Origin of the sequence: Shewanella septentrionalis, assembly GCF_025370265.1 — a bacterium.
In the GTDB taxonomy this organism is placed as follows: domain Bacteria; phylum Pseudomonadota; class Gammaproteobacteria; order Enterobacterales; family Shewanellaceae; genus Shewanella; species Shewanella hafniensis.
Map to the genome: position 1 here is coordinate 1 of NZ_JAMTCC010000048.1, position 14,363 is coordinate 14,363.

Annotated in this window: 11 protein-coding genes; 7 read left to right on the plus strand and 4 right to left on the minus strand. The window is 47.9% G+C overall.

Annotated features, from left to right (window positions below; genetic code table 11):
* Positions 1-348 precede the first annotated feature (348 nt).
* From NE536_RS19950 to NE536_RS19965, 4 genes are all read right to left on the minus strand, one after another.
* A complete protein-coding gene (locus NE536_RS19950) occupies positions 349-726 on the minus strand; it encodes a DP-EP family protein (RefSeq protein WP_261273790.1) in 378 nt (125 codons plus the stop codon).
* 24 nt (positions 727-750) lie between these two features.
* Positions 751-3,963 (minus strand): nSTAND1 domain-containing NTPase, encoded by a 3,213-nt coding sequence (locus NE536_RS19955; protein WP_261273791.1) that lies wholly within the window; start codon positions 3,961-3,963, stop codon positions 751-753.
* Between the two features lie 444 nt (positions 3,964-4,407).
* Entirely contained in the window at positions 4,408-5,736 is a 1,329-nt protein-coding gene (locus NE536_RS19960) for a DUF4785 family protein (RefSeq protein WP_261273792.1), read from the minus strand.
* An 11-nt stretch (positions 5,737-5,747) separates the two neighbouring features.
* Entirely contained in the window at positions 5,748-6,605 is an 858-nt protein-coding gene (locus tag NE536_RS19965; RefSeq protein ID WP_261273793.1) for a lipase family protein, read from the minus strand.
* Between the two features lie 704 nt (positions 6,606-7,309).
* Between NE536_RS19965 and NE536_RS19970 the strand changes: the two genes are divergently transcribed.
* The 7 genes from NE536_RS19970 to NE536_RS20000 all read left to right on the plus strand — a co-directional run bounded on the left by NE536_RS19970 (position 7,310) and on the right by NE536_RS20000 (position 14,333).
* Positions 7,310-7,657 (plus strand): hypothetical protein, encoded by a 348-nt coding sequence (locus NE536_RS19970; RefSeq protein WP_106651802.1) that lies wholly within the window; start codon positions 7,310-7,312, stop codon positions 7,655-7,657.
* Between the two features lie 124 nt (positions 7,658-7,781).
* The gene (locus tag NE536_RS19975; RefSeq protein WP_261273794.1) at positions 7,782-8,483 is read left to right on the plus strand and encodes a TetR/AcrR family transcriptional regulator; all 702 of its coding nucleotides are present in this window, start codon (positions 7,782-7,784) and stop codon (positions 8,481-8,483) included.
* The gene (locus NE536_RS19980) at positions 8,480-9,622 is read left to right on the plus strand and encodes an HlyD family secretion protein (protein WP_261273795.1); all 1,143 of its coding nucleotides are present in this window, start codon (positions 8,480-8,482) and stop codon (positions 9,620-9,622) included. The genes NE536_RS19975 and NE536_RS19980 overlap by 4 nt, the downstream gene beginning before the upstream one ends.
* Positions 9,619-10,575: an ABC transporter ATP-binding protein gene (locus NE536_RS19985; protein WP_261273796.1), complete on the plus strand. Its 957-nt coding sequence runs from the start codon at positions 9,619-9,621 to the stop codon at positions 10,573-10,575. The genes NE536_RS19980 and NE536_RS19985 overlap by 4 nt, the downstream gene beginning before the upstream one ends.
* A complete protein-coding gene (locus NE536_RS19990; protein ID WP_006085299.1) occupies positions 10,565-11,686 on the plus strand; it encodes an ABC transporter permease in 1,122 nt (373 codons plus the stop codon). The genes NE536_RS19985 and NE536_RS19990 overlap by 11 nt, the downstream gene beginning before the upstream one ends.
* A gap of 121 nt (positions 11,687-11,807) precedes the next feature.
* A complete protein-coding gene (gene lepB, locus NE536_RS19995; RefSeq protein ID WP_261273797.1) occupies positions 11,808-12,767 on the plus strand; it encodes a signal peptidase I in 960 nt (319 codons plus the stop codon).
* 279 nt (positions 12,768-13,046) lie between these two features.
* Entirely contained in the window at positions 13,047-14,333 is a 1,287-nt protein-coding gene (locus NE536_RS20000; RefSeq protein ID WP_261273798.1) for an acetyl-CoA hydrolase/transferase family protein, read from the plus strand.
* Positions 14,334-14,363 lie beyond the last annotated feature (30 nt).

The window sequence follows — 14,363 nt, forward strand, 5'->3', positions numbered from 1 at the left end:
TAGAAGAGGGGACAAAGCACAAAAAAACATGGCTGTCCCCGCTTTTTCCCCGCTTTTTGATAAGCATTCTTCTGGCTGAGGTCATCATCCGCTCCAAACAGACGCAATCAAGATAATGTAAAGGCTAGTATTAAGAGGGGACAAAGCACAAAAAGGCATGGCTGTCCCCGCTTTTTGTGTTATTTCTGATTTTGGATTCAGCGTCACGAGCAACCAAAACAGTGCTGTTATGGGAAAACGGAGGATAAGCGGATGTCTTGTGAGAAATGCTCTGCCGCAGCGGCAGAGCATTTAGAGCTCATTTCAGGAAGCACTTATCTCGAAAAGATATGGCTGTCCTCGATTTTTTTATACATTTGGTTTGTTAATAACCTGTGGGTCTGGACTTAACACTAGTAAGGTATTTGTTGTATTGCTTAATACAAATTGGAACTTAGTGGTGCCAGGAGTTCTATCGAGGTCCACAAGTTGCACTAACATACCATCGCTGCTAATGGTCACCGCATCGACAATTTCATCGAATGGAGTCACAAAACCTACTCCGACAAATTTTAAACCTTTACCTGTTTGATCATTTAGCAGGTAGGTTACAGTACCTGCTTGAGTGACTGTGACATCACCTTGACACTGTTGACCATTAGCATCGGTATAAATAAATACAGGTTCAGCATTTTCTAGGGTGACATTCACTTTTACAAATTGGGCTAAGCCTTGTGGTGCAGTCATTTTATTTTCCTCTTTAAAGTAGGGCTATGGGTTGTGATAAAAATTTAATTTTTCTAGACAGTTTGTTGATTCTATATACGGAATTATTATTTCAGGATTTTTATCTTTTTCTATTAAAGGTTGCAATATTTCCTTTGTTTCTTGGCAATATTTTAAATGTTTTTCTCTGCTTTCTATTTTTAGACTTACTTTGGCCATCGCTAAGTTGGACTTTGCAAAACCAATCAAATATTTTCTTTCATTTGGGAATTTTTTTACCAACTTTGAGAATATGATATTTGATTCTGTTAGGGTTGCCTTACCTTGAGTATTGTTTTTTGTCATTTCTTGTGTTGAAACTACAAATAAAGCATTTGCGTATAAGAAATTACGTCTCTGTTCATTGATTGATTTAAAGTTAGAATCAAAGTTCTCTAAAAGGGACTGGGAAGTTTCTTTGACTCTTGGATCATTAACAAAACTATTTAAGAATAATATTCTCGTCCGTATATAGAATAAATCTCTTTTCCACACTTCATTTTTAGCATCTAAAAGAAGAGATTTTTCTGTGAAACTTTTCGCCAGTAACAACTTTTCAAGTGCAGCTTCAAAATTGCCTTTGTACTCAAGTAATTCAGCTAGTCTCCCTAGAGTACTCGCTAGTCTATCGCGCATATAGGCATCATTTTGATTTAGAGAGTTGAGTAATTGATTTTGAGTTTCTTCTTGGAGCTTGATTGCAGTATCGAGATCGCCAAGTGAGATTAATGCACTCGCTAACCAAGATCTAGTATCAGCTACATCTGCAATGAGTTGGCTATCTTCGGGATCTTTGGCAAGTACCAATAGCTTCAATCGTAATGATTCTTCAAAATCTTGCTTTGCTTTAGCAAACTCTTGCTGGTTCATTGATACAGAACCTAAAGAATTACTCGCATAAGATAATTCCATGATGGCATCTTTATCTTCGGGCGCTAGGGTATACATGGTTTGGCTGTATTTTAAGTATTGATCCCAAAAAGGGCGTACTGCCGCCCAATCACTGACATCATATTGCAGTTGCCCTAACCAGAAGGCATTGGCACCTAGAGTTTTTAGTAGGGCTAAGTTTTTCGGCTGCACACTCAAGAGCGGCAACATTTTTTCTTGCGCCGCCAGTAATGCGCTGCGAGCTTCATCGATTTTATTGCGCGAATATGCCACTTCGCCCATGGCCTCTAAGGTTTGGCCGTGTTGGAAGCGGGCGTCAAAACTTAAGTGTGCATCATCCTCTTTATTGGAAAAATCACTGAAATATTCCAGTGCTTTATTGCTGATCCCGTCGAGTAAGTCCATACGGCCGATGCCGCGCATCTTGTCGGCGAAGTCGCCCACCATAAAACCGAGCAAATCTTCGGCGGCGAGGCGTTTTTGCAGGGCGAGTTTTTCAGCTTCTATGCTGCGCACACTCATGATAATGGAAGTGAGGGTGAGGACACATAATAGGGTGACGGTTAAGCGTCTCGTCCAGCGCAGCATATTGGCGCGTTTGGTGGAGGCTGTGATAAAGGCGGTTTCGGGATCGTCTAAATCGAATAACGGATTTTGGCTGAGACTTTGGGCTTCTTTTAAAGGTTTACCTTCAGCGAGTAGATAGGCGCTGTGTTTGGCTTCGCTGAGCCAGCGTGTTGAAAGATGCTGTAGGCGACTCTTAATGCTCAAACTATCGCTATGTTCGCTAATCCAAGCCGTCGCCCGTGGCCAACGGCGCAGCAGGGCTTCGTGGGCGATGCTAAAACAGGGTTCACCATTTTGCAGATGGGACACAAATAAGCGGCTATCAACCATGGCTTGCACTAGGGCGGTTTCGGCTGTGCTTTGCAGCTGCGACCAGCGGGCGGTGCGGCTGGTGATGGACTTTTCATCTTCGCGCAGGGTGACTAGCAGGGATAAAATCCGTGGCAGACTGGCTTTTTCGGCATCGCTTAAATGGGAAATCGCTTGCTCGGCATTTTTACCAATCGCCCCTTCAATACCGCCAAGGGCATGATAAACCGAGACTAATAACTTATCGTCGGCGCTGCGCTGCAAATACAAGGCCTGCAGCGTGTATTGCAACATGGGCAGCGCATCCGGGTTACTGGCGGCGTCGCTGCAGAGCATTTCATCGAGCGGCATTGCGGTTTCGCTGTCAACTTCCCAGCTTAAGTTGGCGGCCACCGCGGGCAGGCGGATCATTTGCAACAGTTCAGTGCGTGTCGGCGGCGCTAAGTCAAAGTGTGCGCCGCGGGATTTGCCGGCCATTAAGCTTGGGTAGCCCACAAGTAAAGGATAAAAATCGTTGCGACAGGCACTGATGATAATCACGGCTTTTGAGGTGGCGAGTTGTTCCAATAATTCTATGAACTGAGTTCGTTCGGTATCGCTAAATAGTGGTGATGAGAGCAACACTTCTAATCGGTCGATAAACAAGGCAAAAAACGGATTGGAAAAGGGTTTAGCCTTGAGCGCTTGGGTACACTGATTGATCACGCTTTGGATATCTTCGATAAGTTGAATCGCCAGAGTCTCAGCGCTCATGCCTTCGAATACTGGGATGTCGTTGATTTCCCAGTCGAGCATAGCGCTGGCAAGATCGGTTAACAGTTGCCCTTTACTCACATCGGCAAAATCTAAGCTGCTGAATGACGCGACACCAATGCCGTTATAGCCGCCGCCCTTCATTAAATTGGGCACAACACCGGCATTTATCAGGGAGGATTTACCGCTGCCACTTGGGCCTAAAACCAGACAGAAGGCACGACCATAGATGATTTGCTGGCTGATACGGTTAAGCAAAGTGCTGATTTGTTCACTGCGACCAAAAAACACCTCGGCATAGTTAGCGCTATAGGCTTGCAGACCCGGAAAGGGCGAGCCGCCTTGCCAACTTTGCGGGCTGGCGGTGGCTTCGTGGCCGATAGGAAAACGCACTTCGGCTAAGGTGCGATAGCCGCGTTTGCGTATGGTTTCTATATAGATGGGATCGGTGGCGCTATCGCCTAATGCTCTACGTAACTGATTGATAATTTTATGTAGTGGGTTGTCGCCAGTATCAACACCCGGCCAGCAGTGGCTGACTATTTCATCACTGCTGACGACTTCGCCCGCCCGTTGACAGAGAAACAGCAGCACATCCATCGCCTTGGGCTCAAGTTGTTTGACTTGTTTGCCAAGAAGCAGACTATTGGCGCTGGGATTGATTTGCCATTCACCAAAGAAAAATGTGCTGTCACTCATAACGATGTCCATTTATTGAGTATTGGCTAGCGTACTGTGGGAAACGTACCGTTAGTTACCACTCTTATAGTTATATTTTTGTTGTGTTTTTATGGTAAATGTTGGGCTGTTGTCGGCCTAAGGTTTGATGTCAAAGCCTTGACATTATGCCTATTACATTTGTTATTTAAAAGGGATAACCCTTGATAATCAATGTAAATTTTATCAGGGTGAGGTGTGGTAAATAGTCTTTAGCTTGTCATTTTTCTGTCAACAGTTTGTGCTTTGCGCTAGATGTTAAATAAGGTAATGGCTTTTAGGTGTAGATTGCAAAAGATCAACAATAAAAAGTGCCCGTGATTGGGCACTTTGTATTAGAGAGGAACTTAAGGCTAACAAGCCTGACTTATCAGCACGTTAAGCTAAGTATCTTAACGTTAGCCCCTTAACATTGGTTCCTTTGGATTAGCGCGTTAAGGTTAGTGCCTTGGCTTGATAGCTTAATCTGGCCATTTGACCTTGATCTTGCAGTTCTAACTCATTGAGTTCGAAGGGCGGCTGTAAACCCGAGGCTTGGATAAGCTTAGGATCTAACATCAGCTTTAACTTTGGTGACTCTGGGGTCAGCCAATTGGCCGCTTGGGTGCGTAGAATCGCTACCTTTTGACCTTTGGCATTGGTGCCGGTTAACGTGCCACTTAAGCCAAAACGTCCCGCCTCGGCGACCGATAACTCAAAGTTTATTTGGTTAGGCAAGCCTTTATCCCAAACCGTGAGTACTTCGGGCTTGATGCTCGCCGAATTGACATAGGACTTAAAGACAGACTTGACCGTGCGCTGCACCGGTCGGCCATCGACTTGGGTTTGCACTGTGATTTCAATTTCACTGAAACCTGCATTGCTGCTCGAAAGTGCGACGCCCGCGGGGATCTCCGCTTGCCATGCCTCCCCTTGTTTTACCATCGCCAGCGGTTGCATATTGCCATCGGCTTGTTTGAGTTTTGCCTGTGGCACAAAGGCGTTATCACTTTGGCTGAGTGCGAGTTCAAGCCCAAGGGTTTGCGCATCCGCCGCGATGGCTATGGGGGCTTTGACGCTCAGTTGATAGGGCGAGCCTTTTTCCTTCACATTGACTAAGTAGCTGGCGCTCGGTGTTAACGGCTGGCTGACCTGCAGGCGATATTCGCCCGGTGTGGCCTTCGCCGACATTTGCAGCGCACTGGAATCATCGGTTAACCCTGCGCTAGCCAAAGCATCGGCGTTGACCATTGATTTGACCAGTGACTCATTGGTGTTTATTCCACTGCTGTTGGCTGCTTTGCCTTGGGGTGACTGATTAGGGGTAACGCGCTGAATTTGCACGCGCTCAGGGGCAATGACCTCGGCGTGCATTAAGGCGCCAGAGCGGGTATCGCCCCGAGGTGCAATGCGCACTAAGCTCGACGCTTGGCTCATGGTGAGGCCCACGCCCGCATTAAGCTGTGCGCCTGTTACATTGACCCAATACTCGTCACTTTGGCTGGCTTGCTCCAGCTTAAGCATACTCGCTTGATACTCACCGTACAGCGGGGTGATAAAGCTAATGTAATCCGTACTGGTGTTGATGGGCGTGAGTGTTGGGCTGGCAATATTGCTATCGACTAAATCGGTATCGCTCGGCGCAGCTAAGGTTAATCCTTTGGCGTACATAGGGCTGGCATTGGTTTTGGGATCTATGGGTGTGGCTTCATCTTGGCAGGCTGCAAGCAGTCCGCTTAGCGCCAAGACACTGGCAAGTTTGCTGAGTGTGTGCATCTTAGTGCTCCTTAAATGTGGTTGCGGATCAGCGTGTCTAAATTGAAACACGCACGGCGGCTCTGCTGATGGCTTAGGGGCTCTTGGCCACGGGTCTTTTGTTTATCAGTAAACCAGACGGTGCCAGCCGCCTTTTGTGAGCTGCAATTTAAGAAGCCGTCGGAGCAGCTATCGAGCCAGTTTTGGGTGGTTTCGAGCGCGACTTGGTATTGATAACCCGCGCAGTAACTGTCGCTGTCCCAAATGGCGGAATCAACATCTGAGCCCACCACGACTTCGAAGGGTTTACCCAGCGATGGGCGACCCGCTGTGCCATTAAGCCAAGCGTTGTTGTAGTTTGCCATCCAACCGACTTGCTGTTGTTTCACCGCATTGCTGCCATAGCCTAAGAGCCAGCCTAAGCTGGTTTCGAACACATTACCTTGGTTCACCGCATCGGCCAGCGGCGTACCAGCACTGGAAGGCGCGATGGCGATAACCTTTGAGGTGGAGTTGATCACCGCAGGATAACGGCTGTCCCACGTGGGGTTAGATAAAATCCACCGCACTACGTTGCCACCATTGGAGTGGGTCAGCAGAATTAAGTCGTCGATATTTTTGGCTTGGATAAAGCTATTGAGCTGCGTGGCCAGACAACCTGCGGCGCTTTCTTCCCACATATATTGGTCAAAGTCGCAGTTGATCACTGTGTAATTGTTTGGCACTGGGATGCCTTGGCGCACTGAGTTAACAAATTCGGGCGTCCAGTAATCGGCTAAGGCATTGGTCTGGTGACCCGTACCGTGGATAAAGGCAACTCCGGTTGCAGCGAGTGTCGCTGGGCTGACAGCTAACAGACCCAAGAGCATGAGGGCTTTTTTGATCTTCATGGGTATATCTCGTGTTGTTGGTCTTGTTGATAGTGGCCGCGCAGTCCGTTGTGACTGTTTAGGGCAAATCGGTTAATGCTAAGGATTTGCCGTAATTTAGCGTTAAATCGGCTGACATGGATCGGGTTATATGCGCCATAGGCGCGGGTTACTCACTTTGGGTAGAACATGATTTAAGGCCTGAATACGACGGGATAGGGTGAATGCGCTAGTTTAGGTTGGCAGTCAATGTGATTGCCGTAACTTAGCCATTATCAACAGGACTTAACTCAAGCTTCTTAACCTAGGCGTAACATTTTTAGCTGGCAAGTAAAAAATCACCATATAATTGAATAGCATGGCAGCATTTTAAAGCATGCGTTTTAATATCAATATCGAGGGTGATAAGGTGATGATAAGCAATGACTAATAAATGGTACTGTGTTTTATAGTGTTTGAAATCATGGCTCAATTACGCAAAAGAATTTTCTGTGACATTGGCTTTGTGTTTGAGTTAATCGGTTTATCGTTCTGTATATAAAGGTTTTTTGGATAAATTCGCTAAACTTAGCCACTCGCTTTGTGAGATCGACATCAGCTTAGTGCATTTACAGCGTAAACCGATTAGGCTGAGCTGAGTTAACGTAGTATCAATGTGATAAATACAAATTGGGTAGTTTTTACAGGGATAAGGGAGAATAAGTTTGGCGATAGAACATAATGAGATGGTGAGCTGCTTAAGTGGATTACAATGCCGCACTAACTTCAGCATAAAAAACATTACCGAATACATGCTCCCAGATACTAAAGAGGCCTTCTATTTACACCTCGACGGTAAATCCCCGAACTTGATTATTCGGCCCGCATTTGAGGTTTTTTCTGGCGAACTCGCCACCATTGCAGGCGTACATGCCAAATATGATTATTTCCATAATGGGGAGATGACCCGTTTTCCTAAGCGTTTGCATAAGAGTCTCACCGAAACCCACTATGGCCTTGCCTTTAGCTTTGACACAGTCGAAGCCGTGCAGCAATTTGTTAGCCGTTTAGGCGCCATAGTCAAAGGTGGATAAATTTTAGTTTTGGTATTTTAGAGTTAAATTCCTCAATACCCATGAAAATGAGGAATTTAACTGCTGCCTTTTTACGCGGCGTTTCAGTATATTCATCAATAGATGAATTTTGCTGGAGCCTGCCATGTCGCTTATTCCCGGTCGTCCTAGGGGCGTCGTTCCATTTAGCGCTCAACCTGAATCACCGCCCATTCTCGGTCGTCCGAAGGGAAACTCAGACGCGCGTCAACGCTTAATAACCGCTGCCTTAAGTCTCTTTAGTCATCGCAGTTATCCTACTGTGTCTACCCGTGAAATCGCCCGCGAAGCCGAGGTCGATGCTGCACTTATCCGTTACTATTTTGGTTCGAAAGCGGGTTTGTTCGAACAAATGGTGCGGGAAACCCTTGAGCCCGTATTAACCCGCTTACGCGAAATATCTGCAGCTGAGGCGCCGAATAATGTCGGCGAAATCATGCAGACCTACTATCGCGTTATGGCGCCCAACCCTGGCTTGCCACGGCTGATTATACGGGTGTTGCAGGAGGGCGATGGCTCGGAACCCTATCGGATTATCTTGTCTGTATTTGAGCAAGTGTTAACTCTGTCGCGGCAATGGCTCGAATCCACGTTAGTTAATTCGGGATTATTAAAAGAGGACGTCGACCCCGATTTAGCACGGCTAAGTTTTGTGAGTCTTATGGTATTTCCGCTTATTGCCCCGCCCGTATTAATGCGTCAGTTCGGCTTTTTTGATGCCGATGCTGCGCTTTTGCAGCGCTTAGCTCTGCACAATATGCAGGTTTTTACGCAGGGACTGTTATGTGAACCAAGGAGCCAGTCATGAGCTCAACGACAGGTTTAACTATGTTGAATGACCAAGATTTTAGTCGCAATCGTTTCAGTAAAAACAACTCAAGTAACAACAGGTTAAGTAACAATAGTTTAAGTAGCAGCAAGTTAAGTAGCAGCAAGTTAAGCAATAATAAGTTAACTAATCAAACCGCGTTAATTAAAAGAGTCGCGACAGGTGTCGTTTTAGGCTGTTTGCTGCTGCAGTTAGCTGCTTGTACCCAAGAGTCGCCGAGCGTCCTTGGCACAGTCGAGCGTGACAGATTGACACTGACTGCGCCCGTGGGTGAGTTGATTACTCGGGTGAATGTGGTAGAAGGTCAGCAGGTTAAGGCGGGCGAAGTGCTACTCACACTCGATTCGACCTCGGCCAATGCGCGCCTTGCCCTGCGTCAAGCCGAGCTTGAACAGGCCAAGGCTAAACTTTCTGAGGCGGTGACTGGCGCGCGTTTAGAAGATATAGAACGCGCCAAGGCCGTGCTCGACGGGGCAAATGCCAGCGTGAAGGAAGCGCAGCGTGCCTTTGAGCGTACCAACCGTTTGTATGCCACGAAAGTGCTGAGCCAAGCGGATTTAGATACCGCCCGTGCGGCGCGGGATACCAGTTTAGCCAAGCAAGCCGAGGCGGAGCAAAGCCTGCGCCTATTAGAAAATGGCACCCGTAGTGAGCAGCTAGAACAAGCCAAAGCCGCGGTGGCCGCCGCCAGCGCCAGTGTCGCCATCGAACAAAAAGCCTTAGCCGACTTGAGCTTAGTGGCGGCGCGTGACGCCGTTGTCGATACGCTACCTTGGCGTGTAGGCGATCGCATTGCGGCGGGTACTCAGTTGATTGGTTTGCTGGCGAGTGAGGATCCCTATGTACGGGTTTACCTGCCCGCGACTTGGTTAGACAGAGTGAAGGCCGGTGATAAGGTCAATATTCGAGTGGATGGCCGTGAAATACCGATTGCTGGCACAGTGCGCAATATCCGCAGTCAACCCGCTTACACGCCGTTTTATGCGCTTAATGAACGTGACCGAGCACGGTTGATGTATCTGACAGATATCACCATTTCCGCCGCGGGTCAGGATTTGCCGACGGGCATGGCATTAGCTGTGGAACTCGATGTGCAGCCAAAAGTGAAACAGCCATGAGCCACGCCGATTTTGCTATCGAGACCCAAGGCATGACCCGCGCCTTTGGCGGCGTCAATGCGGTGGAGAATCTCGACCTCGCCATTCCCAAGGGAACCATTTATGGGTTTCTTGGCCCCAATGGCTGCGGAAAGTCCACATCAATCCGCATGTTGACTGGGCTGCTGAGCCCAACGGCGGGGGAAATCCGCGTTTTGGGTGAAACCTTACCCGGCGCCGAGGAAAAACTGCGTCGCCGCATCGGCTATATGACGCAAAAATTCTCCCTGTACGACAATCTTTCGGTGCGGGAAAACTTAGAATTTGTCGCGCAAATTTATGGTTTGAACCGCCGAGCCTCAAAGCTGCGGATAGCCGAGTTAGTCACGCTGTACGATTTAGTCGGCCGAGAAAAACAAATGGCGGGTTCTATGAGTGGCGGCCAGAAACAGCGTTTGGCCTTAGCGGCGGCGACCTTGCATCACCCTGAATTGCTGTTTCTCGATGAGCCGACTTCAGCGGTCGATCCCGAGAATCGGCGCGAGTTTTGGGAGCGCTTATTCGATCTCTGCGCCCAAGGCACCACGATTCTTGTGTCGACTCACTATATGGATGAAGCCGAGCGTTGCCACGGTCTGGCGATTTTAGAGCGGGGGATAAAACGCGCCGACGGTTCACCCCAGCAGCTGATGGCGGCGATGGGCGCTCGGGTGGTTGAAATCTCAGGGGATGATTTACGCAATTTAAAACAATCATTGATCAGCGAGTCAGCGGTATTGTCGGCGGCGCAAATCGGCAGTCGTTTACGGGTGTTAGTGCGCAGCGATATTGAAGATCCGCTCGCTTGGCTTAAACCTCGGGTTGCCAGCCGGACGATGGAAGAAGTGCGCGCTAGCCTAGAAGGTGTGTTTGTCACTTGCACCGGCGAGCGTTTGGCTGGGGTGTCCAAGGGAGCAACTGACCATGTGGCGTAGAATTTTTGCAATTGTAGTCAAAGAGCTGCGGCAATTATCAAGGGATCGTATGACCTTTGGCATGATAGTCATGATCCCGCTGGTGCAACTGATGTTGTTTGGTTATGCCATCAATACCGATGCGCGCCATCTGCCCGCGGGGCTGGTGAATTTGAGCGATTCTGCCTACAGCCGCTCATTGGTGCAGGCGGTGGAAGCGACGCAGGTGGTGGATTTTAAACAGCGTTATTTAAGTGCAGCTGAGGCAGAGGCGGCGATCACTCGCGGCGAAGTTAAAGCTGTGCTGTATTTGCCCGCCGATCTCGATGAGCGCTTAGTGCGTCACCCAAGCTTTGCGGGTCAGCAATATTTAGCTCAGCCAGTAGGGCAATGGCTGGTGGACGGTTCTGATACGGTTGTCGCCTCAACCATTCGTAGCCTTAGGCAAATGCCACTGGATGAAGTCGCAGGGAGAGCGCAAAAAGCCGTGATGCCGAGTTTTGAAGTGGTGCAATATTTTAATCCCGAGCAACGCTCTGTGGTCAATATCGTGCCCGGCCTGTTGGGGGTGATTTTGACGATGACCATGGTGATGTTCACCTCCGCCGCCATAGTGCGCGAGCGCGAGCAGGGCAATATGGAGTTTTTGATCACTACGCCAGTACGGCCGCTGGAGTTGATGCTGGGTAAAATCGTGCCCTATGTGATCGTCGGCTTTGTGCAAGTGACCATTATCCTGAGCGCAGGGCATTTGTTGTTTGATGTGCCAATTCGTGGTGGGATCGACTCCATCGCCCTTGCCGCTATGTTGTTCATTTGCGCCAGTTTAACCTTAGGATTAGTGATTTCGACCATAGCTAAAACCCAGCTGCAATCGATGCAAATGACGGTATTTATCCTGCTGCCATCGATTCTATTGTCGGGGTTTATGTTCCCCTACGAAGCCATGCCTATCGCGGCGCAATGGATTGCCGAAGCCTTACCCGCAACCCACTTTATGCGCATGTCACGGGCCATAGTGTTGCGCGATGCCCAAGTGATGGATCTGCAATTTGATGCCCTGTGGATGATAGGTTTTACCTGTATCGGGCTATTTATCGCCAGCATGAGATTCTCTAAGCGTCTAGATTAATATTGTTAACAGCATGCTGATAGTCGCATGGCAGGCTATCAGCGACAGGAAATGAGGTTGTGCTAGGTTAGGCAGTGAATTATGATGCCGTTTTCCAAATCTAGGGTGAAACGGAGTTCAATTGGATATTCAATGGAAGCCAAAAGCTTGGCTCGCAATATTATTAGGCCTATTTTTTCAGCCGTTTGTATTTTTATACGTTAATCAATTTAAATATTTTATTCGATATTTTATTGGTGCGCTGATTATCGCGGCCGTGGATGTATTTTTACACTCCAATTATTTCCCATTTAAATCGGGGAATATGGCTTGGCTTCAACATATTTACCTCTCTTGGTTGTTTATTGTTATTTGTCCCATTCACGGATTTATGATCGCCCGTCGTTACGATATTACTCAACCCCGCCGCTGGTATGCTCGCTGGTGGATAGTGTTAGCGAGTTACGCTTTGATGATGTTACCGCTGATTGTGTTACGAGGTTTTTTCTTTGAGCCTTTTAGTATTCCGGCCTCTTCCATGAAGCCGACGTTAGCGCCCGGCAATCATGTGTTGGTGAGCAAGTATGGTTTTGGTAACTATCGATATTTAGGTTTTCAACTGGCTAAGTCGACGCCATCGGTAACACCCGCAAGAGGGGATATATTGGTATTTCAATACCCTGCAAACCCGACGATTGACTATGTAAAACGTGTAATTGGTCTACCCGGCGATAGGATTATCTATCGCGACAAAACCATTTTTGTGCAGAAAGCCTGCAATGTATCGAGGGAAGCGTGTGCAGGATTGGACTCTCAATACGATCTTATCGATAAAACCTTATTACCCGAGTTCAGTACTGAGACTCAAGCTGTTTACCAAGAGTCGCTGGATGATATTCGCTATCAGGTATTATTACTCCGCCATCAGAAAGAACTGGTTGATCGCTATTATGTGCAAGAAAACATATTAAGGGGTGAATGGTTAGTTCCCGCTGGTCAGTATTTCGTCTTAGGTGATAACAGAGACAATAGCTTAGATAGTCGATATTTTGGGTTTATTCCTCAAGACTTGATTATTGGTAAAGTGATATATATTTGGTAAGGCTGAGTGCTGATGGGGATAACCTAATACGGGCTTATTGGTGTTATCCCTAATCAAACTGTTGCAAAGCATTTTAGCCAGAGGCTTTATTACCCTCTAGTGCCAAAATAGGTTGAATGTGTATTTTGAGATCCAATTAATAATCCAGAGTTTGATATAGCGCAAACTATAGATAAACAGTCGCGCTAAGCCATTGAAATCGATATTGCTTAATTAGGATATCCCTTACACTACCGCTAGGGCCATTGCCGCCATCATGCTTAGGGAAGGGAATTCATTATGCCTGCAATCATTTGTCATAGCGCGCTCGAAGCCGTTGCATTAATTCAAAGTGGCGAGACGCTGTGGACGCATTCCATGGGCGCTACGCCGCGTATCTTACTCGATGCGTTGGCGCAGCACGCACTCACTAAAGACAATCTCACCTTATTACAGTTACATACCGAAGGCGCTGAATCCTTAAGCCATCCGAGTTTACAGGGACATTTACGCCATCGATGTTTTTTCGGTGGTCTGCCGACGCGGGCATTATTGCAAAGTGGTGATGCGGATTACGTGCCGATTTTCCTGTCTGAAGTGCCCAAGTTATTTCGCTCCGGCGAGCAAAAAATTGATACTGCGATTATCCAAGTATCGCCGCCCGATAAGCACGGCATGTGTTCTTTAGGGATCTCGGTCGAAGCCACGCTTGCGGCCTGCCAAGTGGCGGGTAAGATCATCGCCCATATTAATCCACAAATGCCACGCACCCACGGCGATGGGTTTATCCATATCGACCGTTTTGCCGCTGTGTATGAAGAAAGTGCAGCCTTGCCGATCCATTCTTTTGGTACGGGCGATGCCGTGAGTTTGGCGATTGGCAAAAATGTCGCCCAATTGGTACGCGATGGCGATTGCCTGCAGATGGGCATAGGCGCAATCCCCGATGCTGTTTTATCTTGCTTAACCGACCATAAGGATTTGGGCGTTCACACTGAGCTATTTTCTGACGGCATATTGCAACTGGTTGAAAAGGGAGTGATTAACAACAGCAAGAAGCGGTTTTATCCGGGGAAATTAGTCACAGGTTTTGCCCTGGGAAGTCAAAAGTTATACGACTATGTTGATGATAATCCTGCGGTTATCTTTATGGACATAGAGCAAGTCAACGACACGGCCATTATCCGTAAAAACCCTAATGTGATGGCGATTAACTCGGCGCTGCAGGTCGACCTTTCTGGCCAAGTGTGCGCCGATTCGATTGGCACTAAAATCTATTCCGGCGTCGGCGGCCAGATGGATTTTATCCGCGGCGCAGGCTTATCCGAAGGCGGTCGCTCTGTGATTGCGCTACCAAGCACGGCTGCGGGCGGCACGATTTCTCGCATTGCCAGCGTGTTATCACCCGGCGCGGGTGTCGTTACCACTCGGGCTCATGTGCATTATATTGTGACCGAATACGGCGCCGCCAATCTACGCGGTTGTTCATTGCGCGAACGGGCACAAGCGTTGATCGCCATCGCTCACCCCAATTTTAGGGAGCAACTGAGTCGTGATGCCTTCGATGTGTGGGGATTAAATCTATAGACTTGTAAATCTTGGTGTTATGGCTTGCTG